The sequence below is a fragment of the Limnothrix sp. CMB-01 genome, assembly GCF_055193175.1.
Map to the genome: position 1 here is coordinate 2,043,634 of NZ_CM143720.1, position 25,218 is coordinate 2,068,851.

Sequence of the window (25,218 nt, forward strand, 5' to 3'; positions counted from 1 at the left end):
ACAAACCAGAATCAACAAACCAGAATCAACAAAACAGCGACGGGTCATCAGCAATGGCCACTGGCCACTGGCAACCGGCAATTAACAACTGCAAAAGCCAATCATCGCCGTAACGCATTGGGGGAGTCATTCTCAGCAGTTCTGATCTGGTTTTGTTCTCTCAGAACTGTCGCCCCAAAACCACACTCCACCACACCCAATTCAGAATTACTGGATACCAGACTGAACTGGCTAAACGAACCGCAAACATGCTTTAGCTAATTCTGACCAATGCTGATTGGTGGAGGGTTGAAAATTCCGTTTTTGATGGAATCAAATTCTCAGAAATTGCATAACAAAATCCTAGAAAGAAAACGGAATCAACCCCCCAATTACAGGCTGCATCAAACGATCCTTAGCTCATAGGAGCGGCGAACACATACCGCACAAAATCACGGCGGCCGCTGCCCCGGTGCGAGTTCCGAGTGCGGCGCACCACAGTGGGTGCAGCCTCTACGGACAGTTCTTGATGATTGGTCATTTGGGTTTCGGAAACCAAGGGAGTCATTGCGCCCGCCGGCAGCGATGGCGCAACCGCTAGGCACAAACCGAGCAGCATCGAAGCAGAAGGGAACAGGCGCATAGGAAGAAATCCATCTCGAACGTTGCTGCTCCTTCCTTCTGAAAAAAATCAACGGAATCAGGAAAACGAATCAACATTTTTAGTAAGAATTTTGATATCTTTCTCCGGAACTAATTCCCTTTACGGTTCAGTGCCAATTCCTTAACTGGCCCCGCAATTTGGGTGGTAATTAGCTAATTAGAATCTCTTCGTTCGGGGGGCCGGAAAACCGGATTTTGGGGAGAAATTGGGGTCAAAATTGCGATCGCCACGGCATCAGTGCTGGTTGAATGGAGAATTGACGAACGCCAAGGAAGATTCGCCGTTGTCTGGATTGGCCAATTCACAAACCGACCTACGGGCAAACTCGCTGGTTAGCACGATCGAGGCAATTTTGTACCTCAAGGGACAGCCCCTCAGTTTGGCGGAGATTGCCGACTGTGCTGGTTGTGCGCGAGATCTGGCCCACGAGGCCTTGCTGGACTTGATGAACGACTATGCCCAGCGGGACACGGCGTTGGAGGTGGTGGAACTGCGCAAGGGCTGCTACACGTTGCAATTGCGCGATCGATTCCAGTCCCTGGTGGAGCGGCTGATTCCGGCGGACTTGGGAGTGGCGGCGTTGCGAACGTTGGCGGTGATTGCGCTCAAGGGGCCGCTGCCGATGGCGGATTTGGTCGATTTACGCGGCTCCGGAGCCTATCAACATGTCCAGGAGCTGGTGGAGCGAGATTTTGTGAAAAAACGGCGCTATGGCCGATCGTCCATGGTGCAGGTGAGCGAAAAGTTCCACCGCTACTTTCAGTTGGATGTGGAAAATCAGAATTCTGCCCAGTTGGAGTTGGCGCTCAATCAGTTGCGATCGAGCCTGCCGCCGGATGAGGATGCGGCCGAAGACCCGGAAGATCTAGAGAATCCAGAAGACCTCGATCGGGATTCGGTTGATCCAGATCTGGACTGAGAATCTGGGCTGGGAATCTGGGCTGGGAATCTGGGCTGGGAATTTTAGGGTAATGATTTTGAGGAAATTCTTGAGCCGATCGGGAGTGTGCGTCTCTTGAAATATTTGTGGCATCAGTGGTTAGCTGCCGCCTCAGAGCGGCCAGACCTGCGGGCCCCGATCGCGGTGGTCTTGGGGGCCATTCCCGGCGCATTGGGGCGTTATTATCTGTCGCTGCTTTGTGCGCGGCTGTGGGGCACGGGTTGGCCGATCGGCACGTTTTTGGTGAATTTGTCTGGGGCGGTGTTGATGGGGCTGTTTGTGGGGTGGATGACGGATCGATCGCCCCTGTATCCTGAATTGCGGCTGTTGTTTGCCGTGGGATTCTTAGGCTCCTACACCACCTTTTCTAGCTACATCTTGGATGCGTCAAATCTGGCGCGATCGGGCGCTTGGGCCATGAGCTTGGCCTATGGTTTTGGCAGCTTTGCCCTCGGTTGGTTGGGTTTGGAATTGGGACGTTGGCTGATTGACCGTTGGCGCTAGGTGACTTGCTCCATGACTTGCCCAATGACTTGCCCAATGTTGCCAGCCGGTTTGATGTGGCTCGTTGGATGCATCGTAAAGAAAATTTTACAAACAATGAGCAAAAACTCTCCTGATTTCCATCTTCTGAAATCGGTGATTGTGTGGGGAGCAATGGCAAGTGCAGCCGTGAATTGCCCATGACATTCCAGCCATAATTCAGGCTGCGAAACCCAAATTTTCCCTAAGCGAATCTGCTTTGCAATCCCCATCGTGCTGAATGGCCGCCCTCGTAGCGACCGTTGGGAAAAGCCTTGGGGATCGATCGGGATCGATCGGAATTGATTGGGATCGCCATCGTTTGGCGGGTGGTTACAAATGGCTGCTTTGTAATTGTTTCGTTGCAACTCCCGGTATTCCGCAAGAGCAAGACTCTCATGGATTGCTATGTTCGATCCCTGGATTTATGAACCTAGTTGAAATAACGTCAACTTCTGTTGACTTCCCTAGACGCTGACTCAGAACCGGTTTATCTTCAAATCAAGGTACGAAAGAAGCAAGAAACGCTTCTCTCCAAGGACAGTTCCCGGTGCGTACCTCCTGCCGGAAACTGGCACGACTTCCTCTTCTGTGTTGCATCCGAAACTTGTTGTTCAAGTAGCGTTTGCGCCATGCGGCGATCGAACCGGTAGCTGTTGATAAAACTAGCTCATTCGGGAGGTCATGAATCGTGAGGTTCGCACCACAGGCGCTGCTAACAAAGCAGTCTGAATCGACTGAAGTGATGCCCGATCGACTGAAGTTGTGTATCGTTGTCCACCCGATTGATTAGCTGTTGAGAGTAAAACCTGTTGAGTGATTCCTGTCTTCAAATAGCCAGCGAAAGCAAAAAGGTCTAGTCCGCGTCTGGGCTAGACCTTTTGAATTTTGAAGCTTGAATTTTGAAGCTTGAGCTTTTGGGTTTGAGTGCTTAGCGTTAAGTGCTTAGTGTTAAGTGTTTAAAGTGTTGAGCATTGAGCTGCTAAGTTTGGATTCCTGATTCAAGATTGGGAGCGATCGAGCCGTTTTGCAATCCAGCGGCCAATCCCATTTAGAATTGCGCCTGCCATCAGAATGCCCAAGGCCGGCTGCCATAGGGGTTGCCACAGGGAATACCACAGATCAAACCCGAAGGGCTTGTGGAGACTGCGACCAACCACGGCGATCGCCAGCCAAGCAAAGCTCAAAAACACCAAAAACAGATTGGCCATCAGTGCGCGATCGGCCCACAGCCAAAATTTAGTTTGCCAATTGGGGGAAGAAGGGGGAGCGGTCATCGGTCTTAGGTTCGCTGGTGCGGTTTTTGTGGTGATCCTGTGGCGTTAATTGCGTTAATTAGGAGTTGTATCATGCTCCGTTTCCCAATCGCCCTTTCCCTTGCAAAACCCAACATTTAACCCCGCTGAGCAACCGACTGGTCAACCGGCCAAGGCAACCGATCGCCCGATCGAGCCAGCCGCGCCCCACCTGGAAACCCTGGCCATTCATGCGGGCCGCGCCCCCGACCCCGCCACGGGAGCGATCGCACCGCCGCTATATCTCACCAGCACCTTCGAGCGATCGGCCGATGGTTCCTATCCCCAAGGCTATCTCTACAGCCGGTTAGATCATCCCAACCGTCGATCGCTCGAAACCTGTTTGGCCGCCCTCGAAGGCGGCGCAGTGGCGGCGGCCTTCAGCTCCGGCGCAGCGGCCATGATGGCAGCGCTGCAAGCCCTCGGGCCCGGGCAGTTGGTGGCCCCGCGCGATCTCTATCGCGGCACGGCCCAATTGATGGAACAGGTGTTGCAGCCCTGGGGCTTAGCGGTGGTTTGGATCGATGCCACGGATTTGGCACAGGTGGCCGCCGCCCTCACGCCCGAAACTCGCGCCGTTTGGGTGGAAACGCCTTCCAATCCGTTGCTGAAGCTGTCGGATATTCGGGCGATCGCCCAGTTAGCCCAAGCCGCCGGGGCCCTTTGCATTTGCGACAACACTTGGGCCACTCCCCTGTTGCAACGGCCCTTGGAATTGGGAGCCGATTGGGTTGTCCATTCCACCACCAAATATCTCGGGGGCCATAGCGACGTAACCGGCGGGGCGGTCATTGCTCGCGAACTGACCCCCGCCTTTGAGCGGGTGCAACAGGTGCAGCGGCTGGGCGGATCCGGATTGGCTCCCTTTGACTGCTGGCTGACCCTGCGCAGTGTGGCCACGTTGCCGGTGCGGATGGCGGCCCACTGTGCCAATGGGCGGCAGGTGGCGGCCTGGTTGCGATCGCACCCGGCGATCGAGGCGGTTCACTATCCCGGCTTGCCAGATCATCCCCAAGCGGCCTTGGCCCGATCGCAAATGAAGGACTTTGGGGGCATGGTGTCGGTGCAAGTGCGGGGCGATCGCCCGGAAGCCCTGGCCGTTGCCGCCGCCCTCCAGATTTTCACCCGGGGTACAAGTCTCGGCGGCGTGGAAAGTCTCATTGAGCACCGCGCCTCGATCGAGGGGCCCGGAACCACCACCCCAGAAAACCTGCTGCGTCTCTCGATCGGCCTTGAGCACCCAGACGATTTATTGGCCGATTTGGCGCAGGCCTTGGCAAAAGTGTACGGACTTGAGGAGCAGTCGCACCTATGCCCCCTTGGTTGATCCCCGAGTATGATAAAACCGTCCTGAAAGCAGCCATGGCGATGCCCTCGTGATTCCCTCCCAAGACCAGGATTGGACATCTGATAACGGGTTTGATGATGTATATCGTCAGGCCTGTGGTGGCAGCATTGCCGCGATCGTCCAAATCCTGAATCAGAAGTTGGCTTCCGACCAAATTCGCACCCGCGCCATCATTGCGGGTGGTAGCTTGCAGTTGCTGTGTGAAGCCCCCACAGCGGAAAACCTCGATCGCGACCACACGGTCGAGCGGGTACGCGCCATCTTGGAACAAGTGGCCCCCCGAGGAATTCGCAAAGTCACGCTCTATGCCCGTCTTGTGCAAGAACAGCAGCTTTTGTGGCTAGAGGCGATCCAGCGAGAGCCGGAGGATCTGTTGTGGTCAGAGCCGATGATTTTGAAGCGATCGCACTGGTTCCGGTGGGTTTTTCGCAATCTCACCTCCCGCCAACGAGACCTCAACCTACCCACCCTTGGATCCACCTTGCCCGCCAAGGCCGCCCGCACTCAATTTTGGGTCGGAGCCGCCGGGGGAGCAATCTTGAGTGTCTTTTTGCTGGGGCTAGTGGCCTGGAATTTGAAATGGATCACCATTGGCAACCCGCCGGCCACCCCCATCGCCAGCACCACCAATGATCCCTTCGTGAAGGCTGTTCGCTTGGCGGAAACGGCTGCTCTTGGGGGGCAAACGGCCAAAACGCGCCAGCAGTGGCTAGAACTGGCGACCCAGTGGCAAGCCGCCGCCGACTTGATGGAGCAGGTGACCCCAGACGATCGCCGGGCCGCCACCGCGCGCGATCGGGCCCAACGCTACCGCCAAAACAGCCAACAGGCCCGCCAACAGGCCGAGTTAGCCCCCGCTGCCTTGCCCTAACTTTTGCCTTGGCTCTTCTGTTGCAAAATCCTGAAACTAAAGGGTCAATTAATGTTGACCTGATGTTTGGGAGTGGCAGTCATCATCCGGCTAGGCCACGATGGCAATGTAGTGCAAAATTCCTAGGATTGTGGGGATTTGGTCGAGGTAGTAGGACTCCCGATCCATGGCAATCAAGTAATGGTCGTTAGGTGTCCGCATGAGCTGTAGGAAACGCCAAATTTCCCCGGTGGTTACGCAGCCGAAAAGGGGCAAGGGTAATCTTGATTCCTGATCTGGGCGATCGATATCTGGGGGATTGATATTTGGGGGATTAATTATTGACGACAACCAGTGGGAATTAAATTTCTGATTGAATTGGTATGCTCCCCAAACTTGTGCTGAACATTGGGCCAGAGCTGATTCTAATTCTCCCCGCTTCGCTTCCACAATCGTGCACATGGGGGCTTGTAGCTCAACATCTAGGGGCGATCGGGCGACAATACAATCACATTCTCCATTTAGCCCTTGATCAGGTTGAATGGTTAATTCAAAACCAGAAAAAATAGAAACTTGTCGGTGGGTTTGTTCCCGCAGCTCCAATAAAATGGGAGAAATTAACCGCTCCGATCGCTCCTTTTCGGTGAGGAGAGTTGTACTTTGGGCAATTTCCAAGGTTCTGAGCAACCAAGAAGACGGCTCGATCGCGGTGGTCTTGGCTCCCAAGGATAAGGACTGCAATGCCTGACCAAGACCAAATTGGCTTTGTAGTTGACGAAAGCTAAATGATCGATCGGACATGTGTTCCTAACTCCTGACTGATTCGTGGGAGAGCGCGATCGCTAGGTATAGAATGGTGGCGACTGTCAAGCTTGCCATTGTTGACTACAAATTGTTAACCGTGAAAAGTTGACTACGAAAAGTTGACCACAAAACTCAAAACCTGATCGCCCCGGCCAAATTGCTCCTATGCCTATTCGGCACTTTTCCGCGCGATTGAGTGCAATTTCAATGTTTATTGATCGCGCCTTCAAAGTTGACGATGCCAACATCAACAGCGTAAACCGTGCCTACACCCCTGAAGAATGGCAGCGCTTCGGAGCCGCCGAACACGATCGCGCCACAGGTTTACTGTTAGATTACGAAGGCATTGTCCTACGAGCCGCTTTAAGTGAATTAAATTCCGTGGTGGAGTATGAGTTGAAGTGGGTGGTGAGGTCAATTTATCAAAAAAAATATGGCTCCCATCGCGACTATCGCCGCAAACTTTCCCACAAAACGATCGCGGAAATCTATCGAATTATTGAACGTGAATTTCAGGTCGAAATAGAAACATTGCCAGGGTTTCAGGACGTGGAAGCCATGCGCAAAGTGGTGAATGCTTATAAGCATGATGATGGCTATAGCGGTCAATATCAACCGTTCTTAACCATTTCCATTGAAAAGAAATACGAATTAGATATCCAAATGGTTCGGGACTATCTGCAAGCCGTTGAAGTATTTTTGCAAGCCCTGCCCGGTGAACGATTGCAATTGGGGCAAGATGTGCGGATTAAACCCATTCGGAATCCGGCGGGCTTTGGGGAATAGTTGGTTTGGTTTGCGGCTGGCGTGGTGAATTGAGAACGCTAACCAGCAACGGCAACCAGTCGTGAAAGCTAGTCATGAAAGCTAGTCATGAAAACCAGTCACTAAAACCAGAAGTGACGACAAATCATCAGTCGGGGAGCACGATCGATCACCGCCAACTCCCCGCGATCCCACAGATGAGGTCTCCCTCAACATCCCCAATCAGGTGGGAACCAGTTCGCCGGGTCGCAGCCGGGCCCAGCGGCCTTGGTCAGCCGTGAAGCTTTGGCAACCCACCACATCCCACTCCATTTCAATCTCGTTGTCGCGCGGTCGGATGTTGACATTAATGCTGGGTTCGATCGGCTCAAAATCTGGGAAATCCGTCAAATGTGCCTGTTGGTGTTGGGCTTCAACCGCGTGGTAAGTCGTGCAGCGATCAATATGGAGGCAGTTGACACAAATGCACATGGCTTGGGCACTCCTTGGCTATTCAAACAAGGCCCGGCGAGCGATCGCACCAAAGACCACCACGGTTCGATCGCAGCCCCAGTTTTAATCTAGCTTGCGCCCATCGCAATAGACATCTCGCCTCCTTCCCAAGCTATGCCATTCTAGAGAAGACAACTCATCAGGCGATTGTCATCAGGCGATTGTCACGCTGGGGGCGGTTTTTGCCCGCTGGCGATGTCCCGGTTCTCGGCTCGACAGCGTTGTTTCGTTTTGTTTAGGGATTGTTTAGGGCATTGATCAGAAGGCTCATGGGCGATGATCAAGCGATGACCAAAACCGATCGCCAAAACGGTCATTGGCAAATTTGCACGAAACACGGCCAGTTCGGTCGTGTCAGCCTGGGCCGCGGATGAAGCCAACTTCGCCGCGATGGTGCAGGAAGTTCCCTGATTGCTAGCATTTTGCGGCAAGGGTTTAGGGAAATCGTGACGGTGGTGTCGAGCCGTTCGTAGGGTCGTTAATGTACGAGCCATTCATAGGGTCGTTAATGTAGTTGATGCAAACCTTGTTGCGGGCGCGCGTAACGCGGTTGATCCAACAGTGGCTTCAGCGAATTCCGGTTGTCAGGACAGCGATCGAATACTTAGCTGCGGTCAATGTGGCGGCGGACGATGGGAGCAATCTCGATCGTATGTCCTATGAAGGCTGGCAAAATCGCTTCCTGCTAGCTCGGGTTCGGTTAGCCTTTGGGTTAGGGCTGCTGATTTCCTGGAGCTTTGCGGTCTTAGACCTGGCGCGATCGGTCTTGCGCCAGGAAACTCTCAGTTGGGATAACGTGGCCGCACGGTTGGCCACCCTGATTAGCCTGTTGGGGTTTTGGTATTTATCCGACACCCGCTGGGGAGCGCGCCATCTGCGGATTCTGTTTTTGGGATTTTTATTTTCCTTCCAGATCGTCCCCGAAACTTGCCAGGTTCTGTTGTCGCCCGTGACCCTGAACCGGTTGCCCCCGCGTCTTTTTGGATGGGCCTTTGGTTTTTTTGCCCAAGCGACCCTCATTCCGGCGCGCTGGCCCCTGCATGTGTTGTCCCAAGCCTTGGCGTTGATCCATTCCTTTGGGTTGCGGGAATTGCTGGGGGCGGCCATTCGCTCCTCACCGATCCAATCGCGCTTTGGCCTGTTGCTAGAGCTGTTTTGGATTTGTGTGGTTTGCGATTTGTCGGTTTATCTCTATGAACGGCTCCAGCGCGCGGAATTTAGCGCTCGCAGCAAGCTCGCCGATGCCTATGAGCAAGTGGAGGCGGCCGAGGCCAAATATCGCAGCATTTTTGAAAACGCCGTGGAGGGAATTTTTCAGTCCACGGTGGATGGATCTTTCATCAGCATGAATCCTGCCCTGGCGCGCATTCTGGGCTATGACTCGCCGGAAGCTGCGATCGCGGGGATTACGGAAATTCCGAGTTTGTATTCAGATCCCAAGCGGCGGGATGAGTTTTGCCACATTCTGGCCACAGAGGGCCAGGCGATCGCCTTTGAATCTCAAATTTATCGATCGGACGGTTCCACCACCTGGATTGTGGAAAATGCCCGAGCGGTCTATGACGTGCGGGGGCAAATCATTGGCTATGAGGGCACGGTGGCCGATGTCAGCACCCGCAAGGCGGCCGAGGTGGAAATTCGCCGCGCCCTGGAAGCCGAAAAAGATCTGAACCGCATGAAATCCCAGTTCGTGTCCATGACTTCCCACGAATTCCGCACCCCCTTAACCACCATCTTGGCCTCGGCGGAAGCCCTGGAGCACTATGGCGATCGGTGGGGGCCCGATAAAAGTCGCAACTATCTCCGCCGCATCCAAACCATGGTGCATCACCTGACGGAATTGTTGGAGTCGGTGTTGGTGTTGGGGCAGGCGGACTCGGGGCGGTTGCAGTTTCGGCCGGGGCCCGTTGACCTGGAAGGGTTCTGCAACGGGTTGGTGGAGGAAATGTCTTTGAACCTGAAGGCACACCAGGCGATCGAGTTTCGAGTGGTGAACCGAGGGGCGGCGGCTCCGGTGTTGGCCATGGATGAAAAGCTGCTGCGGCACATCCTGTCTAATCTGCTGTCTAATGCTTTGAAATATTCCCCCAACGCCAGCACCACTCAGTTTCGATTGATCTGTGCTCCAGAGTCTGTGCGGTTCGTGATTCAAGATCAGGGCATTGGCATTCCAGCGGCCGATCGGGAGCGTCTGTTTGAGTCCTTCCACCGGGCTGGCAATGTGGGAACCATTCCCGGGACTGGGTTGGGCCTGGCGATCGTTAAGCGATCGGTTGACTTACACGGGGGACAAATCCAAGTGGACAGCACTGAAGGTATGGGAACCACCTTCTCGGTCACCCTACCGGTCACCCCTTGGCAACCGCTCAGCAGTGAAGAAGATCACCTCAATGCTTGAGCCTTGATGCTTGAGTCTTGAACCAGTCTTGAGCGTTGGGGGCGGTTTGCAGACCACGGCGGCCGCGGTCTACCGGGTGCTGTTCTGATCCAGGCCGGCCAGGTTCAATCCTGGAAAGGAAATCCATAAAATGGGTGGCCATTGAGTTAATCGATTCTTTGTGGACAACGCATCGGGTTAAGGGAGCGATCGCCGTGACCAAAATTTTGACCATCGAAGACGAACCGGATGTTCGGGAAATTATTCTCGATATTTTGGAAGCCGAGGGGTATGAAGTGGCGGGAGCCGCTGATGGCAATGCGGGCGTTCGTTTGGCCGAAGCCTTCCAACCCGATTTAATTCTGTGCGATGTGATGATGCCGGAGTTGGATGGTTACGGGGTGCTGGCGGCCCTGCGCCAATCGCCCATTACCGCCACAACTCCCTTTGTGTTCCTGACGGCCCGCACCACCAAGGGCGATGTGCGCCAAGGAATGCACTTGGGAGCCGATGATTATTTAACGAAGCCGTTTACGCGGGATGAGCTGCTGGGGGCGGTGGCTGCTCGGTTGCAACGGCAATCGGCCACCCAAAAGCAATCCCAAGAACAGCTCGATGCGTTGCGCTATAGCATTGCATTCTCGCTGCCCCATGAGTTGCGAACGCCGCTGAATGGGATTGTGGCCACGTCGCAGTTCATGCTTGAAGAGTTGGAGGATTTGGATCCCGAAGAAACCCGCGAGATGCTGACGGATATTCACAATTCGGGTCAGCGCTTGTTTCGGTTAATTCAAAACTTTTTGCTCTACGCGGATTTGGAGTTGGCGGCTCGGGATCCCCAGCGGTTGCACGAGCTGCGACAACTGCAAGTGGAGAGTCCGGCGGCAATGATTGAAACAACGGCACGCCGACAGGCGCAGGACTGGGCGGGGCGATCGGCTGATTTGTCGGTGCAGGCGGTGGATGCGATCGTGGGCATTTCAGAATCGGCGCTGCAAAAGATGGTGATTGAGCTGGTGGATAATGCCTGCAAGTTTTCGCAGCCGGGCCAGCCGATCGCGGTGTTTGCGGAAATTCAGGGCGATCGCTACCAGTTGGTGGTGAAAGATAGCGGCCGGGGCATGACTTCGGATCAGATCAAATCGGTGGGGGCCTATCAACAGTTCGATCGCAAGTTGCATGAACAACAGGGGTCGGGTTTGGGGTTAACCCTGGCCCAGCGCCTTTGCACCCTCTACGGGGGAACCCTGACCATCACCAGCGAACCGGAAGGGGGCACGACGGTGCTGGTTGAGTTGGGTGTGCAGGAGCGATCGACATCCTAAGGATGGAACCGAAAAGCGGGATTGGGTTGCCTCCATTGCTCAACGTTACAACCCGGCCGTGATTGTTACGACCCGTGACCCAGGCTGTTACGATGCGATTTAGCGGCGCTGGCATATGGAGTTCAGGTCAATTTGTGGGCATTCCCAGGGACTGGATTCATCCGCCCTGAGCCATTGAGGGTCGCTGGCTGTTGCGCTGTTTTGGAAATGGCTATGTCGTCGGACTCACCCAAGTCGGTTGGAACCGAACCCACGAAGGGATCGTGGCGGCGGGCGATCGCTCGCCTGCTGCGGGGCCTGATTCGCTTGTTGGACTGGGCGGCGACGGAACTGGAAACGGAGTCGGCCTTGCCTCCGGCCACCTCGGTGCGATCGCCCCGGTTGACCCCAGCCCAAGCGGGCCATCAAGTTTTAGGCTGGGCCCGCCCTTGGTTGCCCGAATCCCTACGGAAGCTGTCCGATCGCAACCTGACCATTGCCCTGTCGATGATGGGGAGTGTGGTGCTGGTTGCCGCGATCGCCATTTTCCCGCCCAAGTTTCAACCTGCCACGGTGGCTCAACAGCCGCCGGAGTCTCAGCCTGCTCCTCTCAAGCCGTTGATTCCCACCCTGTTGGAACTGCCGTCTGGCGCGGAGGAAGCGGAACCGATCGCCCCTTCTGGTAACGGAGCGGCGGGATCGGAGTCCACGCCTCGAACAACGGAAATTCCTGGTCAGACCGCCGCAGAATCCGGGGACGTGGGAGTTTCCGAGACGACCCCGGTTTCTAGCCCGCCGCCCAAACTGGAGCGATCGCCGGAACAACAATTAATTGCGGCGATTCAGGACGAAACCAGCGAAATTGCTACTCGCTACGGCGATCAGGCGTTGGTGGACTCCATCCAAGCGGACTTCCGTGCCAGTCGGCTGATTGTGACGGTTCCGGCTGATTTGTGGTACGGGTTGGGCGATCGCAATCAGGATCGGTTTGCGGCGGATTTATTGAAGCGATCGCGCCGTTTAGATTTCAACAAGCTGGAGCTACAGGATCGAGAGGGACAACTGTTGGCCCGCAGTCCCGTGGTGGGCGATCGGGTCGTGATCTTTCAGCGATCGGCTGAGGGCGAGAGCACCAGTGGCGCTTAGGATAGCCCCGCCACCCATTGCACCCATTGTCCCAACAGTAACAACAACCAGTTGGCGTAGGGCAAGCTGCTGAAAATGGCCCCCTGACGCGATCGCCCCCGTAGCCATAGCACCCAGCCCCCCGTTAGCCCCAAAATGGCCACCGGAGGAAACAGGGCGATCGCAACCCACGCCAGCCCGGCTCCTATGGGGGCCGCTGAATCAGCCTGGACGAAAAGAGACGGTGAAGCCACCGCAGCCAACAACCCCGGAGGCAGCAAGGCCCCAAAAAATAGGCTGTTGGCAATCAACACAAATTGAGCAAACCCGCGCATGGCTTTTGTCTTGCGGCCGCGCAACGGAGTACGCAGTCTTGTTCTCGGATTTTGCCTCCAAAGCGGTTCAGCCAGCAAGGGGCGATCGCTCCGGCTCAGGCCTTGGGGAACAGGTTGCAAGCTGAAGAGACCAGCCTCGATCGAGTTCAAGCGCGTTCAACCGGGTTCCCAAGGCCCCAATAGCAACAACTCCCCCAGTTCATGAACTAGGAGAGTTGCTGTTGATTGGATCTTGGCTTGGTTGATTTGATGGTTGATGGTTGTTGGTCGCCCAGGGGCGATCGCGCTGGATCTGCACCCCGGCTGACCAAAACCACTGACCAATCTAATTGACCAAATAACTGGATCAGACCGATCGAAAAAGGTCGATCGAATCTTACTTGACCGAAGCTTCTGCGCCAGCGTCTTCCAGTTTCTTCTTGGCTGCTTCGGCATCGTCCTTGGAAGCGCCTTCCTTGACCACCTTGGGAGCAGCTTCCACCAAATCCTTGGCTTCCTTCAGACCCAAACCGGTCAGTTCGCGCACCACCTTCAGCACGGCGATCTTCTTGTCGGCGGGCACTTTGTCCAGCACCACATCGAAAGCGGTCTTTTCTTCCACTTCCTCAACCGCAGCGGGAGCTGCCGCCACGATCACCCCACCAGCGGGAGCCGCAGCGCTCACGCCAAACACTTCTTCGATTTCTTTAACCAGCTCAGCCGCTTCCAGCAGGGTCAGCGACTTCAAGCTTTCAATGATCAATGCGACCTTCTCAGACATGGATTTGCTCCTTGCAATGGTTGAACAGCAATAACAGCAACAGGGGAAACCAACACAGTCGATCGGGGCCGTCGGCTTGTGGGCCAAAACCTTAGGCCGCCGGGCGATCGCACTGCTCGATTCTGAAGCGATCGCCTAGGCGGCTTGCTTCTCGGAAATTGCCTTGATCCCACGAGCCAGCATCGAAGGCACTTCCTTGACACCGAACGCGATCTTGGTGGCCAGGCCATTGATCCCACCAGCGATTTGAGCAATGAGTTGCTCCTTCGAGGGCAGGTCGGCAATTGCCTTAACCTCGGCCTGCGTCAGGGCGCGACCTTCCATCACACCGCCGCGCAGCTCGGTTTTCTTCGAGGCCTTCTGGAAGTCTTGGTATGCCTTCAGGGCAGCACCCAGGTCTCCCTTCAGCAACAAAAATGCCGAAGTACCCTTCAGAAACTCCGTCATGGGCTGCCAGTTGGCATCACCCTCAACGGCGATCCGCATCAGCGTGTTTTTCGTCACTTTGCAAACCGCGCCGCTCGCAGCGATGCGATTGCGTAGATCCGACAATTCAGCAACCGACAGACCCGCGTAGTCGATCACTGCCACCATTTCGGTTTCAGTGAGCAGCGACTTCAGATCCGCGACAATTGCTTGCTTGTCCTCCAGCGTGCGACCCATTCGTCATCACCTCCTTTCGGTTTGTCGCGCAGTCTGGAAACGAGAACCCCCTCGACGGTCAGCCAAAGACGGGTCGAGGGGGTTCGATTTGACAGCCAAACAGCACCCTGAGCGGGTAGCGAGTTGGCTCAAAACAGGACAGACCTCGGTGGGAATTGATTAAGCGATCGCGAAATTGCGAACACACCCACTGTCTTTGGTTGTTGGGTTTTGAAGCTAGGGTTTTGAGAAGCGACTGCTGGGCCGCTAGTTCAACATCGAGGAGGTCTTGGCTGTTGATTAGCACCGCGATCGAGCTAGATCAACAGCCGAAGCTTGGATTCGCGAAGGGGTAAATCTCTACCCCCCAGCACCGCCCGTTTAGGCAGCGTTCTCGCCAATCTTCAAGTCGCGCAGGGCAGCTACATCTACTTCTACCGACGGCCCCATGGTGGAGGTCACGTAGATGCTGCGCCAGTAGCGACCCTTGGCACCCGAAGGACGGTTACGATCGATCGTCTCTTGCAACGCCTTCAGGTTCACCAGCAAATCTTCTGCCGTAAAGGCAGACTTACCGATGCCCACGTGGACAATACCCGTGCGATCGGCCCGGAATTCCAGCTTACCAGCCTTGAACTCCGAAATCGCCTGAGGCAAGTCGAACGTCACCGTACCACCTTTCGGCGACGGCATCAAGCCCCGGGGACCCAACAGCCGACCCAACTTTGCCACCTGGGGCATCATGTCGGGCGTGGCAATCAGGATGTCAAAATCCATCATGCCCTTTTGGATTTCTTCAATCAGGTCTTCGGAACCGGCAATATCAGCGCCAGCGCCCGTTGCTTCCGCGACCTTTTCCCCCCGAGCAATCACCGCCACCCGCACGGTTTGACCCGTGCCCTTGGGCAGGGCCACTGTGGTTCGCAATTGTTGGTCAGTGTATTTCGGGTCAATGCCCAACTTGATGTGGGCTTCCACCGTTTCCACAAACTTAGCTGTGGCCAGTTCCTTCACCAGCTCCAGCGCCTCCACGGGCGCATAGGGACGCGGTTCCACCTTGGCCATTAGCTCGCGCATCCGGCGCGAAATCTTACGAGTCATGAATTAAAACACTCCTTCGGGGTCATTAGCGAAGAGGTGATCTTCTCCCCCAGATGGTTTTCAGCAAATCTGTTTGTGATCGGTCTGCGATCGGTCAATGACTCGGTGAATTTAGGAGTCGATCGAGCCGACTGCCCCCAACCGAACCAATGGCTCCTACTCGACGATCGTCACGCCCATGTTGTTGGCCGTCCCTTCGATGATCCGCATGGCGGCTTCCACATCGTTGGTGTTCAGGTCAGGCAGCTTAGTTTGGGCGATTTCCTGAAGCTGGGCACGGGTAATTTTGCCCACCTTTTTGGACTTCGGATCACTCGAACCGCGATCGATGCCAGCGGCCTTGCAAATCAAAACGGAAGCGGGCGGTGTTTTCAGAACGAAGGTAAAACTCCGATCTTCAAACACCGAGATTTCTACCGGAACCACCAGCCCAGCCTTGTCGGCCGTGCGGGCGTTATATTCCTTGCAGAACATCATGATGTTGACCCCATGCTGACCCAGGGCAGGCCCGATCGGGGGAGCAGGGGTCGCTTTGCCGGCGGTAATCGCCAGCTTAATGATTGCGACGACTTTCTTAGCCATTCGTTTATTGCGCTATGGGACGAGCTAGCTTTGCTTTTGAACTTGGTTGAACTCCAGTTCAACCGGGGTATCCCGACCAAAAATCGACAGCAAAGCCTTCAGCTTGCTGCGTTCGGGACTCACTTCAATCACCTCGCCTTCAAAATCCTTAAACGGCCCAGACAAAACCACAATCTTGTCACCGGCCGCCATATCAATTTTGATGACGGGTTCTTGCTCCTGGGCCTGGCGGAAAATGCGCTCGACTTCAGCGGGACTCAGGGGTACGGGCTTGACATGGCCGCGCCCGCGACCTTGGCCGCGCCGTTGTTCTGCCCCCACAAAGTTAATCACGTTGGGGGTATTCTTCACAACCATCCAGGTTTCGTCGTCCAGATGCATCCGCACCAGGACATAGCCGGGGAAAACCTTCTCGTCGCCATGCTGACGGCTACCGTCTTTGCGCATTTTGACGGTGGGGGTTTGGGGAATTTCCACCTGCAAAATTCGTTCGGCCACGTCAAGGGTTTGCACCCGTTGTTGCAGGTTCATCTTGACGCGGTTTTCACAGCCGGAAGCCACTTGCACGGCATACCAGCGAGCACGACGGGCTAAAACCTTGGGCGCTTGCTCTTCGGTTTGTTCGTCGCTGTCGTAAAACTGTTCGTCGCTCAGGCTCATTGGAACACCTGCTTTGCGATCCAAGTGAAGAGGTTGTCAACCAGATAGATAGTTGTGGCGGAGAGAACAACCATCAACACCACCGCCACGGACTCACTGATGAGTTGTTGGCGACTGGGCCAAACGACTTTGCTGAGTTCTTCGCGAGTGCCGCGCAGAAACTCGGTGGGGTCGAATTTTTCGTTATCTGGGGCTGGCGATTCCGCTGGTTTGCTCACGGGTGGGTTCCTCTGTTGACCAATGCTCCTTAGGATGGGGACTCGATCGCACGGAAGACCAAAGGCTGATGGGCCATAGGGCCACAGACTGGCTCCGGTGAAGAGGCGTTCGATCGGTCGTGATACCCGGTTGGTCGATCGGGGCTGATCGGAAAACACGCCTCATGAGAATCTACCCAAAGACCTCTTGCCGGTGATGGCGGTCAGCCTTTGGGTAGATTCATCGGCGATGAATGCCAGCGCGCCCTGGAGGACTCGAACCCCCGACATCAGGTTTTGGAGACCTGCGTTCTACCGACTGAACTAAGAGCGCACGTTTGGACGTTTTCTCAGTTTAGCACTAATCGAGGCCGGTCGCTCAAAAACCATTTGAAATGGATGAACCGATCGAACGAAGATCCGGGGAGGATCTTACTTCTTGCGATCGAACCGTTCCTTGATGCGGGTTGCCTTACCAATGCGCTGACGCAGGTAGTACAGCTTGGCACGACGGACTTTACCACGGCGCACGACTTTGATATTCGCGACGCGGGGCGAGTGCAGCAAGAACACGCGCTCTACGCCAACACCTTGGAACACCCGACGCACGGTGACGGTTTCGTTAATTCCGCCGTTGCGCATCGCGATGATGGTGCCTTCGTAGGGCTGGACGCGCTCTTTGCCGCCTTCTTGGATCACAACACCAACTCGAACCGTGTCCCCGACATAAAGGACGGGCAGGTCTGATTTGAGTTGCTCAGCTTCGATTGAGCGGATGACTTCTTGCGCGTTCATGACTGGTTCAAAAAACCACAAGCACACATCTTAGCCGTTGAACAGTCATTTCGTCTAGCTTGGTTTGGCTTTTTTCCGATCGAGCCTGGATCGTCCCCCTCGCTCGATCGGCCCTCTACACTGAGGGAAACATATAAGATGCGGGACAATTCTCCTCGGTGGCACTGGGGAGGAGGGCTAAACAAACCATGGAGCAAATCCTGAAAAGATCACAGCAACTGCTGCAAGGACTGCGATCGCCCTTGGGGTCGGCCATGGTCTTGTCCTTTGTGGTGCATTTGGCGGCCTTGCCTCTGCTGGCGGACTGGAATCCGGCCTCACCCCCCGAGGACGAGCGCAAAGTGGCCCTGTTGGAGCTGACCCCCGAGGAGTTGCAAGAGCTGCCGGCCTTTGCCCGGGAAGCGGCCGCCCAACCCCAAAATCCAACCGGCCTGACCAATCCCCCCAATGCCAACCCCAATTCTGGGAGCGCCAACGATCTGTTCAATCGCTTAGGTTTGGGCAGTTCGTCGCCGTCCGTTGGTCGCGGAGCCGCCGCCGATCCCTTCAATACCTTTGGTGGCGCGGCGGGCAACCAGGGTCGTTCCAACAGTCGCATGGGCGATCGGGCCGCGAACCAGTTTGAGAATAATCCCAACAGCAACCTCTATAACAACCCCTATAACAACTCCTACATCAATCCCTATAACGATTACGCTGGCTGGGATCAGTTCCAAAATCCGCCCCCTCGCCCCAACGGTGGCGATCGCGGTCGTCGGGGTCGCCAGCCCAATGGCCAATCCCGATCGCCCGCGGCCGCCACCCCCGCCACCGCTGCCGATCGCCTGGCCCAGTCCACCGCCAACGTTGCGATCGCCCAATTTCGAGATCAATCGCGAATGGCGGCCGGTTTCCAGGCCTTGGCCAGCGGTCTGAACCCGGAACCCACCGATCGCCCCGCTAACTACACCTTCAATCCAAACCTGGTGAGCAGCACCGCCACCCAAGGCCGCCTGAGCCAACTGGCCGATTGGGTGAAACGGGTCAACGATCTCCCCATGCGCAACGCAGATGGATCCCTGTTGCCGGGCACGGGCAAAGAATTAAACGGCGTTTTCCGCGACATGCTCACCGTCGGAGACTCCATTCAAAAGAAAGACACCCCCATTCAATGGCGCAAATTTGCTGACCTGCGGGCTTGCACCACCCTAAGCGCCAACCCGCCCCAACCGATCCGCTTGGTTGTCTTGGTGGGCGATCGGGGATTGGTGGCCCCCAGTTTGAACCCCGTGCGGTTGGCGCAAAGCTCCGGCTACTCAGCCTTGGATGACGAGGCGATCGCCTTTTTGACCCAACAGCTCACCGGCAAAAAACTCTCCGATCGTCCGGGCTATCTCATCTATATCTACACCCTGACCTATCCCCCTTGTCGCACCGCCAACCCCGACCCGACCCCTAGCCCCACACCTAGCCCCGCACCCACCACCGAAAGCCCCGCATCACCCTCTGGCGAAACCCCGGACTCCCCTCGCTCATCGCCCTAGGCTTGCCCATCCGCCACGGCCAACCTTGCGCCATTCCTGCGGTCTTCAGCGTGCTGGAAACCGTTCTAGCGAAATTGCTCAACAAAACACAAAACCCATCGCCCCAAGCGATCGCCCTGCGGCAGAGTCAGCCAACTGAGTACAATCAACCCACTTCCCTACTCAGGATTTTGCGAGAACTCTGAAATCGTAATGGCAACCAGCATTTTTCAATTCAGACAAAAAGATCGCCGTCCCTGGCTGCGGGTCATTCTGCAACTGCGCGGCTCCGTTGTGCCCACCATTGCGCCCCGCGTGCTGCTTTGTGGAACCTTTGCCGCCATCATCAGTTGGCTACATGCCCTGAAAGTTCCCGTGGCCCAACCGGGCTGGGCAAATTTAATTCCCAGCGTGGTGCTGGGGTTGCTATTGGTTTTCCGCACCAATACCGCCTACGAACGATTCTGGGAAGGGCGCAAACTCTGGGGCGGAATTGTTAACACCTCCCGTAACCTGGGGCGACAAATTTGGGTAGCAATTGACGAACCAACGCCAGAAATTCGGGAACAAAAAATCTCAGCTTTGAATCTCATTGCTGCCTTTGGCATTGCCACCAAGCAACATTTACGAGGGGCATCCGTCACCGAAGCGGTTGCGGATTTAGTTGAGCCAAATGTGCTGGACAACCTGCGAACCACTGATCATGCGCCTCTGGATTTATCAGTACGAATCGCCGCTTTTCTAGAGGAGCAGCGCGATCGCGGTAACCTCAACCCCTATCAACTGGCTTCCATGCACCGTCTGCTTGATGTGTTGGTGGACTCTTTGGGAGGCTGCGAGCGAATTTTGCGAACGCCCATGCCCTTTGCCTACGCCATTCACCTGCGGCAATTGCTATTAATTTACTGCTTAATTTTGCCTTTTGAATTGGTGTCCAAGGTGGGTTGGTGGACAGGATTACTCGTTGCCATCATTTCTTTCACCCTATTTGGAATTGAAGAAATTGGCGAAGAAATCGAAAATCCCTTTGGCACGGATCCAAATGATTTGCCCCTAGATGCCATTTGCAACACCGTTCGCCAAAACATGCAAGATTTGACCACTCTGAATCCCCGGGAAGCCAATGCTCGGGCATTAGTAGATAACAGTTTTCAGTAATGGTTTCTGCTAGGACGTAACCCAAGCTGGGTGGCAAGGCTTGGGGACAAAATTTAAGGAAAAATTGCAATAGTCCCAATCGTTCCAGATGGATTCTGGTTTCCCATGACCCATCACGTTTCTGCTTGGCTCGATCGCCTGGCCCTTTGGCTGCCGGGGACTTTTGAAAATCGGGAACAGGCCCTGGCGGATCCCACTTGGTACGTGGGTGTGCGGCTGTGGCATCGATCGATCGGGGTCTTTGGGCCCGGTCACTTGGGGATTTATGCGGAACAGGCCAGCGCCCCCACCTTTGCCAAAATCTATCGCCCCAGGGTGTTCCAGATTTCTCCCACCTCTGATCCTGATTTTCCGCTGGCGGTGGCCTACTTTGCCCTGCGACAGCCGGAGCGGTGGCGCGGCGGGGGGTTGGATCCCGCTATTTTGGAACCCTTGACCTTGGCGGACTTGGAGCCACTGCCCGGTTGCCTGTTGCCCATGGCGGTTTTGGCAGAGGATGCAGGTTTCCGGGCCCAGCTTCCGCCCGATCGGCGTTGTTGTTTCCAGGCCGATGGGCAATTGCGCCAGGTGAGCTTGGGGTTTGAGGTGCGATCGGGCGAATTTCTCAGCTACGACAAGGGCATCGATCCCGACACAGGCAAACCGATTTGGGGGGCAATCATGGGCCCATTTCGCTATCGGCGCGTTGGCGATTAAGATGCGATCGCGGGGAGCCACTGCAACGAACTGCAACGGTCATCCGCTGCGGGCAGGGGTCAGCCTTGCCCTCGCCATTGTTGGGATCGATTTTGATTCGCTCCGATAACCATTCATTCCTTTCAATCCTTACGAAATCCCCGATTAATCACACCATGACCCAAGTGTCTGAAGCGATCGCCCCCGCTGCTGATTTGGTGACCCTTGGCCGTTGGATGGCCGCCGACTTCAGCAACCAAGCCCAAGCGTTTGAAAATCCGCCCTTTTTCGCCCATATTCGGGTCTGTATGCGGCCCCTGCCGGTCGCCCTGCTAGGCGGCATTAGTTTCTATGTGGAACAGGCCTATGATTACGCCCTCAACCAGCCCTATCGTGTGCGGGTGTTGAAGTTGATTGAGGTGGATGGGCAAATCCAAATTGAAAACTATGCCGTTGCCCATGAGCAGGAATTTTTTGGTGCTTCTCGACAGCCCGATCGCCTGCAAGCGCTGACGGCCGATCGCCTGGAGCGGCTCTGTCACTGCAATTTTTTGGTGAGCCGGACAGGGCAAACCTTCACGGGCCAGGTGGAACCCGGCAAGGCCTGCATGGTCACGCGCAAGGGCAAGGAAACCTACTTGGATAGTCAGTTTGAAATCACAGCCGATCGATTTGTGAGCTGGGATCGGGGCCGCGACCCGGAAACCGATGAGCATGTGTGGGGGGCGGTGGCCGGGCCCTTTGACTTTGTGAAGGTGGCCAGCTTTGCCGATGAGGTGGTGGCTCCCTAGGGCGATGTGGCAGCGGGGAAGGGTGATCGATCTCCACGGTCGGCTTTCCCTGCGCCAAAATGATTGCCATCAGTTCCGCTGCGCTGGGCGACGGTGGAAGCCTGAGTGAGCTGCCTTGACCATTTTCAGTGCGCGGCTCCTCCGTTTTTGGGGTGGCCGCTCGACTTCGATCAATCTCGATAATTAATGTCCATCCGATCACTCCTGCGCTGGTTTTTATTGGGGTTGCTGTTGCCGCTGGCGTTTTTGAACGGCTGGATGTTGCTTCAGGTCTTCAATTACTTTCAGTCCCTGCTGTCTGCCTTCGTGGTGGCCACGCTGGTGTCCTTTCTGTTGGACTATCCCGTGCGGTGGCTGGAAGCGCAGGGAAAACGCTGGCATGTGCGGCGGGAATTTGCGGTGTTGGCGATCGTCCTGTTGACCTTGGGGATTGTGAGTCTGTTGGGGCTAACGCTGGCTCCGGTGCTCTATGACCAATTTGCCGCCTTTGCCAATGGGTTGCCCGGTTGGGTGGCTTCGAGTCGGCAACAGCTTGAAAACCTGTCTAATTGGGCCATTGCCAAGCGGCTCCCGATCGACCTTCAGCAGTTGGGAACCCAGGCGATCGCCCAATTCTCAGCCCAAATTCAAAACCTAACCACCCAACTGGTGAGCCTGTTGGTGCAAATGGCTGGGCGGGCCTTTGATGCTCTGATTGCGATGGTGTTGGCGGTTTATTTGCTGTTGCGGGGCGAGCAATTTTGGGATGGTTTTTTTAGTTGGTTGCCGCCCGAGCGACGGGAGCAGGTGCGCCAATGTTTTCGCCAAAATTTCCAAAATTACTACGCCGGTCAAGCGGCTTTGGCCACCACGATCGGGGTGGCCATGGTGTTGCTCTTTCTGATGCTGCAAGTGCCGTTTGGGTTGCTGTTTGGTCTGGGCATTGGGGTCATGACGCTAGTGCCCTTTGGCGCGGGAATCAGCATTGTGGTGGTGAGCTTGCTGTTAGCGGTCAAGAGTTTTTGGCTGGGGCTACAGGTGCTTTTGTTGGCCTTTTTGGTGGATCAAATTATTGAAAATACGGTTGCTCCGCGCCTGTTGGGGCAATTTACGGGGCTGAACCCAGTTTGGGTGCTGTTGTCCCTGTTGGCGGGGGCTAAGGTGGGTGGCTTGTTGGGGGTGGTTTTGGCGGTTCCGTTGGCGGGAACGATCAAAAGCGCGATCGAACTGTGGCGATCGCCCAATCATGGCTGGACTTTGGCAACCGATTCCGCCTTGCCCGTCAAAACCGCTCGACCCGATCGCCCAGTGCAATCCACACCTGATCGCTGAGAGTCGGGCCGCAGGATTGTGGAAAGCTAAAGTGCTGAGCCTCTCCAGGCTTCTAGGTTGCTGCAAATCTGGTTGCTGCAAATTGACGGCCTAGCCTGTTCCTCAATCCTCAACTCTCAATCTTCAAATCGCTGAACAGCGAGCACCGCATTTTGGCCGCCAAACCCAAACGCAAAACAAAGGGTTCGATCGACATGTCGGGCGATCGAGGTTTGCAGCCAAAACCCGGCAAATCCTGGATCCTGCAATCCCACCGTGGGCGGCAACTGGCCGGACTCGATCGCCAAAAGACAAAACGCAACGCCCAAGGCACTGGAAGCCCCCAGTGTATGGCCGGTGGCTCCTTTGGTGGAACTCACGGGCGGTTGTTGGGGAAAAAGATCTTGAATTAAATTGGCTTCCTGGGCATCATTCAGCTTGGTGGCCGTGCCGTGAGCGTGGATATAGTCCACCTGTTCCGGTCGCCAGCCGCTACGTTCCAGGGCCCAATGCACCGCAATCCGAGCCGATCGCCCCGTTGGATCCGGCGCGCTGAGGTGATAAGCATCGGTGCTGAAGCCGGCCCCTAAAATTTCTCCATAGATTTTGGCTCCGCGCGATCGGGCCAGGTCGGCCGCTTCCAACACCAGCAGAGCCGCCCCTTCTCCCAACACCAGCCCCTCGCGCGATCGGTCAAAGGGATAGGAACCCGTGGCCGCCAGGGCCCCCATTTGGGCAAACCCCGCCAAAGTCAGGGGCGTAATCGGGGCTTCCACGGCTCCCGCCAAGACCCGATCGCACCAGCCTTCCCGAATTAAGTCCGCTCCCCGGGCGATCGCGCTGATCCCGGTTGTGCAGGCAGTCATCGGAGCCAGCAGCGGGCCCCCTGCCCCCAATTGTTGGGCGATCCGCACCGCTGGGCCGTGGGGCAAATGCCTTAACCATTGATCATCCAAGGGGTGTTGCCCGGCGGCGTATTGCTCCAAAACTCCCTGATAGCTGCGGCTGGATCCCACACAAACCCCGAGATGTTGATCAACAAGATCTGGATCAATAGGTGCATCAATGGGAACCGTGGTTGCATCAACCCAAGCTGCTTGAGTTACCTGGTCTACTAACCGTGTTAGCTCAATTGGCTCCGAATCAATTAGTGCTAATGGACGCGCAGGAATTGAAACAAAGGGTTGATGGAGTTGAATGGCTGATTGCCTAGCAAGCAGTGATTGCCAAGTAACGTTTCGATTACCCAGAGCTGAAGTCAATCCAATACCAGTGACTACAATCCTTCTGGATTTCTCTTGAATGTGATTCATTTCAAACGTTCAAATCGCTCAAAAGTAATTTATGAATGATTTGTTAATCTGATGTTGCTGTCATTCAGTAATAATCTTTAAATTAAATCTTTGGTATTTTGGAAACTCTTTATAGAAATATTGCCTCACAATTGCTAATGATAACTGTTTTCAGGAAATTTTTCTTAAGGATTACAGATCAAATCAACGCTTATTTTGACGTTTTTTAATCAAACAACAAAGATCAATTGAAATTGGCGGCTTTCTTAAAAATCGTTCATTAAACTCTTTTGCAAGAGTATGGCTCTCTATCAGATTATTTAACAATTGACAATAGCGCGCGAGACTGAAATTCTAAAACTTAGTTGTTATGATTCGCCTAATCTCTGCGGCTATGGCTTCCATCAGTCATGACACTCAATATTAATCGGACAACTGTATCTACCCCCAAGGGTGACACATTGACTGGCGCTGGTAACGCAACAATTAACGGCAATGAGGGTAACGATCTCTTGCTGTCTCGCGGCGTAGGCCGTAACACGTTGCGCGGTGGAAAAGGTAACGACACACTATTGGGCTTTGCCAACGATCAGCTCTTTGGCGACCAAGGTGATGACATTCTCTATGCGGGTAGTAGCTCTCGTCTCACTGGAGGAGAAGGGCGCGATCGCTTTGTTGTGACTAATGGTTCGTTGCCTGCGGGAATTAACACGATTACTGATTTCACTCCCGATGTGGACTTGATTGTGTTTAAGGGAGTTGTGGGCCGCTACAGTGGCTTGCAAATTTCTGCACGAGGATCAGGTTCTGTGATTCGTTTCGATGGGCTTGATGTGGTGACTATTGATAACGTCGCCCCAGCACGTTTGGGTCGAGAGAACTTTGTTTTTGAATAGCAACCGGCCTCGCAAAAGTTAGGTTGAGTCCTGTTTCAAGGCTATCGATTGTTGAAAGTTATCGAGTGTCGATAGCC

General features: G+C 55.2%; 29 protein-coding genes and 1 tRNA gene. 14 read left to right on the plus strand and 16 right to left on the minus strand.

Going from position 1 to position 25,218, the window contains the following annotated elements; translation table 11 throughout:
* Positions 1–394: 394 nt before the first annotated feature.
* Positions 395–622: a hypothetical protein gene (locus ACZA91_RS08615; RefSeq protein WP_463186104.1), complete on the minus strand. Its 228-nt coding sequence runs from the start codon at positions 620–622 to the stop codon at positions 395–397.
* A gap of 313 nt (positions 623–935) precedes the next feature.
* On the opposite strand from ACZA91_RS08615, the gene scpB reads away from it, so the two are divergent.
* A complete protein-coding gene (scpB, locus tag ACZA91_RS08620) occupies positions 936–1,562 on the plus strand; it encodes an SMC-Scp complex subunit ScpB (protein WP_393011915.1) in 627 nt (208 codons plus the stop codon).
* Between the two features lie 87 nt (positions 1,563–1,649).
* The gene (gene crcB, locus ACZA91_RS08625) at positions 1,650–2,087 is read left to right on the plus strand and encodes a fluoride efflux transporter CrcB (RefSeq protein WP_347278358.1); all 438 of its coding nucleotides are present in this window, start codon (positions 1,650–1,652) and stop codon (positions 2,085–2,087) included.
* Here crcB and ACZA91_RS08630 read toward each other — a convergent pair.
* Both ACZA91_RS08630 and ACZA91_RS08635 read right to left on the minus strand, forming a co-directional pair.
* Positions 2,084–2,338, minus strand: coding sequence for a hypothetical protein (locus tag ACZA91_RS08630; protein WP_463186107.1), 255 nt, complete (start codon positions 2,336–2,338; stop codon positions 2,084–2,086). The two genes, crcB and ACZA91_RS08630, sit on opposite strands and share 4 nt — an antisense overlap.
* Positions 2,339–3,106: 768 nt before the next feature.
* On the minus strand, positions 3,107–3,382 hold the full coding sequence (locus tag ACZA91_RS08635; protein ID WP_234407004.1) for a hypothetical protein: 276 nt from the start codon (positions 3,380–3,382) through the stop codon (positions 3,107–3,109).
* A 169-nt stretch (positions 3,383–3,551) separates the two neighbouring features.
* Here ACZA91_RS08635 and ACZA91_RS08640 point away from each other — a divergent pair, with 169 nt between their 5' ends.
* Both ACZA91_RS08640 and ACZA91_RS08645 read left to right on the plus strand, forming a co-directional pair.
* Positions 3,552–4,727, plus strand: a complete 1,176-nt coding sequence (locus ACZA91_RS08640; protein WP_463186412.1) for a trans-sulfuration enzyme family protein — start codon at positions 3,552–3,554, stop codon at positions 4,725–4,727.
* A gap of 49 nt (positions 4,728–4,776) precedes the next feature.
* Entirely contained in the window at positions 4,777–5,619 is an 843-nt protein-coding gene (locus ACZA91_RS08645; RefSeq protein WP_463186109.1) for a hypothetical protein, read from the plus strand.
* Between the two features lie 90 nt (positions 5,620–5,709).
* On the opposite strand, the gene ACZA91_RS08650 is transcribed toward ACZA91_RS08645, so the two are convergent.
* Complete coding sequence (locus ACZA91_RS08650) at positions 5,710–6,399, minus strand: hypothetical protein (RefSeq protein ID WP_463186111.1); 690 nt, start codon at positions 6,397–6,399, stop codon at positions 5,710–5,712.
* 210 nt (positions 6,400–6,609) lie between these two features.
* Here ACZA91_RS08650 and ACZA91_RS08655 point away from each other — a divergent pair, with 210 nt between their 5' ends.
* Positions 6,610–7,188 (plus strand): hypothetical protein, encoded by a 579-nt coding sequence (locus ACZA91_RS08655; protein WP_099534256.1) that lies wholly within the window; start codon positions 6,610–6,612, stop codon positions 7,186–7,188.
* A gap of 201 nt (positions 7,189–7,389) precedes the next feature.
* Here ACZA91_RS08655 and ACZA91_RS08660 read toward each other — a convergent pair whose 3' ends face one another.
* Positions 7,390–7,638, minus strand: a complete 249-nt coding sequence (locus ACZA91_RS08660) for a Ycf34 family protein (protein WP_463186113.1) — start codon at positions 7,636–7,638, stop codon at positions 7,390–7,392.
* A gap of 538 nt (positions 7,639–8,176) precedes the next feature.
* On the opposite strand from ACZA91_RS08660, the gene ACZA91_RS08665 reads away from it, so the two are divergent.
* The 3 genes from ACZA91_RS08665 to ACZA91_RS08675 all read left to right on the plus strand — a co-directional run bounded on the left by ACZA91_RS08665 (position 8,177) and on the right by ACZA91_RS08675 (position 12,486).
* A complete protein-coding gene (locus tag ACZA91_RS08665) occupies positions 8,177–10,057 on the plus strand; it encodes a sensor histidine kinase (protein ID WP_190533704.1) in 1,881 nt (626 codons plus the stop codon).
* 194 nt (positions 10,058–10,251) lie between these two features.
* Positions 10,252–11,361, plus strand: coding sequence for a hybrid sensor histidine kinase/response regulator (locus ACZA91_RS08670; RefSeq protein ID WP_099534270.1), 1,110 nt, complete (start codon positions 10,252–10,254; stop codon positions 11,359–11,361).
* Between the two features lie 207 nt (positions 11,362–11,568).
* A complete protein-coding gene (locus ACZA91_RS08675; protein WP_463186117.1) occupies positions 11,569–12,486 on the plus strand; it encodes a hypothetical protein in 918 nt (305 codons plus the stop codon).
* Here ACZA91_RS08675 and ACZA91_RS08680 read toward each other — a convergent pair.
* The 10 genes from ACZA91_RS08680 to rplS all read right to left on the minus strand — a co-directional run bounded on the left by ACZA91_RS08680 (position 12,483) and on the right by rplS (position 17,537).
* The gene (locus ACZA91_RS08680) at positions 12,483–12,920 is read right to left on the minus strand and encodes a hypothetical protein (protein WP_463186118.1); all 438 of its coding nucleotides are present in this window, start codon (positions 12,918–12,920) and stop codon (positions 12,483–12,485) included. The genes ACZA91_RS08675 and ACZA91_RS08680 overlap by 4 nt on opposite strands.
* A gap of 256 nt (positions 12,921–13,176) precedes the next feature.
* The gene (rplL, locus tag ACZA91_RS08685) at positions 13,177–13,560 is read right to left on the minus strand and encodes a 50S ribosomal protein L7/L12 (protein ID WP_099534250.1); all 384 of its coding nucleotides are present in this window, start codon (positions 13,558–13,560) and stop codon (positions 13,177–13,179) included.
* Between the two features lie 135 nt (positions 13,561–13,695).
* Positions 13,696–14,223, minus strand: a complete 528-nt coding sequence (gene rplJ / locus ACZA91_RS08690; protein WP_099534249.1) for a 50S ribosomal protein L10 — start codon at positions 14,221–14,223, stop codon at positions 13,696–13,698.
* Positions 14,224–14,583: 360 nt separating this feature from the next.
* Entirely contained in the window at positions 14,584–15,303 is a 720-nt protein-coding gene (gene rplA, locus ACZA91_RS08695) for a 50S ribosomal protein L1 (RefSeq protein ID WP_099534247.1), read from the minus strand.
* A gap of 156 nt (positions 15,304–15,459) precedes the next feature.
* On the minus strand, positions 15,460–15,885 hold the full coding sequence (gene rplK / locus ACZA91_RS08700; RefSeq protein WP_099534246.1) for a 50S ribosomal protein L11: 426 nt from the start codon (positions 15,883–15,885) through the stop codon (positions 15,460–15,462).
* A 24-nt stretch (positions 15,886–15,909) separates the two neighbouring features.
* Positions 15,910–16,545 (minus strand): transcription termination/antitermination protein NusG, encoded by a 636-nt coding sequence (nusG, locus tag ACZA91_RS08705; protein WP_099534245.1) that lies wholly within the window; start codon positions 16,543–16,545, stop codon positions 15,910–15,912.
* A complete protein-coding gene (secE, locus tag ACZA91_RS08710; RefSeq protein ID WP_099534244.1) occupies positions 16,542–16,763 on the minus strand; it encodes a preprotein translocase subunit SecE in 222 nt (73 codons plus the stop codon). Before secE ends, nusG begins: the two co-directional genes overlap by 4 nt.
* Positions 16,729–16,929: a hypothetical protein gene (locus ACZA91_RS08715; RefSeq protein WP_143473101.1), complete on the minus strand. Its 201-nt coding sequence runs from the start codon at positions 16,927–16,929 to the stop codon at positions 16,729–16,731. The genes secE and ACZA91_RS08715 overlap by 35 nt, the downstream gene beginning before the upstream one ends.
* Positions 16,930–17,003: 74 nt before the next feature.
* Positions 17,004–17,076, minus strand: a tRNA-Trp gene (locus tag ACZA91_RS08720).
* A gap of 98 nt (positions 17,077–17,174) precedes the next feature.
* Positions 17,175–17,537: a 50S ribosomal protein L19 gene (gene rplS, locus ACZA91_RS08725; RefSeq protein ID WP_099534243.1), complete on the minus strand. Its 363-nt coding sequence runs from the start codon at positions 17,535–17,537 to the stop codon at positions 17,175–17,177.
* 188 nt (positions 17,538–17,725) lie between these two features.
* Here rplS and ACZA91_RS08730 point away from each other — a divergent pair, with 188 nt between their 5' ends.
* The 5 genes from ACZA91_RS08730 (at position 17,726) to ACZA91_RS08750 (ending at position 22,974) form a co-directional block, all read left to right on the plus strand.
* Positions 17,726–19,060, plus strand: coding sequence for a hypothetical protein (locus ACZA91_RS08730; RefSeq protein WP_463186122.1), 1,335 nt, complete (start codon positions 17,726–17,728; stop codon positions 19,058–19,060).
* 192 nt (positions 19,061–19,252) lie between these two features.
* Complete coding sequence (locus ACZA91_RS08735) at positions 19,253–20,197, plus strand: bestrophin family protein (RefSeq protein WP_463186124.1); 945 nt, start codon at positions 19,253–19,255, stop codon at positions 20,195–20,197.
* A gap of 105 nt (positions 20,198–20,302) precedes the next feature.
* Positions 20,303–20,893 carry a chromophore lyase CpcT/CpeT gene (locus ACZA91_RS08740; protein WP_099534772.1) on the plus strand — a complete coding sequence of 197 codons (591 nt, stop codon included), beginning with the start codon at positions 20,303–20,305 and terminating at the stop codon, positions 20,891–20,893.
* 155 nt (positions 20,894–21,048) lie between these two features.
* A complete protein-coding gene (locus ACZA91_RS08745; protein ID WP_199312317.1) occupies positions 21,049–21,663 on the plus strand; it encodes a chromophore lyase CpcT/CpeT in 615 nt (204 codons plus the stop codon).
* A 186-nt stretch (positions 21,664–21,849) separates the two neighbouring features.
* Positions 21,850–22,974 carry an AI-2E family transporter gene (locus tag ACZA91_RS08750; RefSeq protein WP_463186126.1) on the plus strand — a complete coding sequence of 375 codons (1,125 nt, stop codon included), beginning with the start codon at positions 21,850–21,852 and terminating at the stop codon, positions 22,972–22,974.
* Positions 22,975–23,090: 116 nt separating this feature from the next.
* On the opposite strand, the gene ACZA91_RS08755 is transcribed toward ACZA91_RS08750, so the two are convergent.
* The gene (locus ACZA91_RS08755; RefSeq protein WP_463186128.1) at positions 23,091–24,266 is read right to left on the minus strand and encodes a beta-ketoacyl-ACP synthase; all 1,176 of its coding nucleotides are present in this window, start codon (positions 24,264–24,266) and stop codon (positions 23,091–23,093) included.
* A 389-nt stretch (positions 24,267–24,655) separates the two neighbouring features.
* On the opposite strand from ACZA91_RS08755, the gene ACZA91_RS08760 reads away from it, so the two are divergent.
* Positions 24,656–25,141 carry a calcium-binding protein gene (locus ACZA91_RS08760; protein WP_463186129.1) on the plus strand — a complete coding sequence of 162 codons (486 nt, stop codon included), beginning with the start codon at positions 24,656–24,658 and terminating at the stop codon, positions 25,139–25,141.
* The last annotated feature ends 77 nt before the right edge of the window (positions 25,142–25,218 follow it).

Coding starts and splice junctions, on each gene's coding strand:
- ACZA91_RS08730 (WP_463186122.1), top strand. CDS start 17,726: ATGGAGCAAATCCTGAAAAGATCACAGCAACTGCTGCAAGGACTGCGA.
- ACZA91_RS08750 (WP_463186126.1), top strand. CDS start 21,850: ATGTCCATCCGATCACTCCTGCGCTGGTTTTTATTGGGGTTGCTGTTG.
- ACZA91_RS08615 (WP_463186104.1), bottom strand. CDS start 622: ATGCGCCTGTTCCCTTCTGCTTCGATGCTGCTCGGTTTGTGCCTAGCG.
- ACZA91_RS08655 (WP_099534256.1), top strand. CDS start 6,610: ATGTTTATTGATCGCGCCTTCAAAGTTGACGATGCCAACATCAACAGC.
- ACZA91_RS08665 (WP_190533704.1), top strand. CDS start 8,177: ATGCAAACCTTGTTGCGGGCGCGCGTAACGCGGTTGATCCAACAGTGG.
- ACZA91_RS08650 (WP_463186111.1), bottom strand. CDS start 6,399: ATGTCCGATCGATCATTTAGCTTTCGTCAACTACAAAGCCAATTTGGT.
- ACZA91_RS08675 (WP_463186117.1), top strand. CDS start 11,569: ATGGCTATGTCGTCGGACTCACCCAAGTCGGTTGGAACCGAACCCACG.
- rplK (WP_099534246.1), bottom strand. CDS start 15,885: ATGGCTAAGAAAGTCGTCGCAATCATTAAGCTGGCGATTACCGCCGGC.
- ACZA91_RS08755 (WP_463186128.1), bottom strand. CDS start 24,266: ATGAATCACATTCAAGAGAAATCCAGAAGGATTGTAGTCACTGGTATT.
- ACZA91_RS08760 (WP_463186129.1), top strand. CDS start 24,656: ATGACACTCAATATTAATCGGACAACTGTATCTACCCCCAAGGGTGAC.
- rplL (WP_099534250.1), bottom strand. CDS start 13,560: ATGTCTGAGAAGGTCGCATTGATCATTGAAAGCTTGAAGTCGCTGACC.
- ACZA91_RS08660 (WP_463186113.1), bottom strand. CDS start 7,638: ATGTGCATTTGTGTCAACTGCCTCCATATTGATCGCTGCACGACTTAC.
- rplA (WP_099534247.1), bottom strand. CDS start 15,303: ATGACTCGTAAGATTTCGCGCCGGATGCGCGAGCTAATGGCCAAGGTG.
- ACZA91_RS08715 (WP_143473101.1), bottom strand. CDS start 16,929: ATGAGGCGTGTTTTCCGATCAGCCCCGATCGACCAACCGGGTATCACG.
- ACZA91_RS08630 (WP_463186107.1), bottom strand. CDS start 2,338: ATGGGGATTGCAAAGCAGATTCGCTTAGGGAAAATTTGGGTTTCGCAG.
- ACZA91_RS08635 (WP_234407004.1), bottom strand. CDS start 3,382: ATGACCGCTCCCCCTTCTTCCCCCAATTGGCAAACTAAATTTTGGCTG.
- ACZA91_RS08745 (WP_199312317.1), top strand. CDS start 21,049: ATGACCCAAGTGTCTGAAGCGATCGCCCCCGCTGCTGATTTGGTGACC.
- ACZA91_RS08735 (WP_463186124.1), top strand. CDS start 19,253: ATGGCAACCAGCATTTTTCAATTCAGACAAAAAGATCGCCGTCCCTGG.
- rplJ (WP_099534249.1), bottom strand. CDS start 14,223: ATGGGTCGCACGCTGGAGGACAAGCAAGCAATTGTCGCGGATCTGAAG.
- ACZA91_RS08740 (WP_099534772.1), top strand. CDS start 20,303: ATGACCCATCACGTTTCTGCTTGGCTCGATCGCCTGGCCCTTTGGCTG.
- rplS (WP_099534243.1), bottom strand. CDS start 17,537: ATGAACGCGCAAGAAGTCATCCGCTCAATCGAAGCTGAGCAACTCAAA.
- nusG (WP_099534245.1), bottom strand. CDS start 16,545: ATGAGCCTGAGCGACGAACAGTTTTACGACAGCGACGAACAAACCGAA.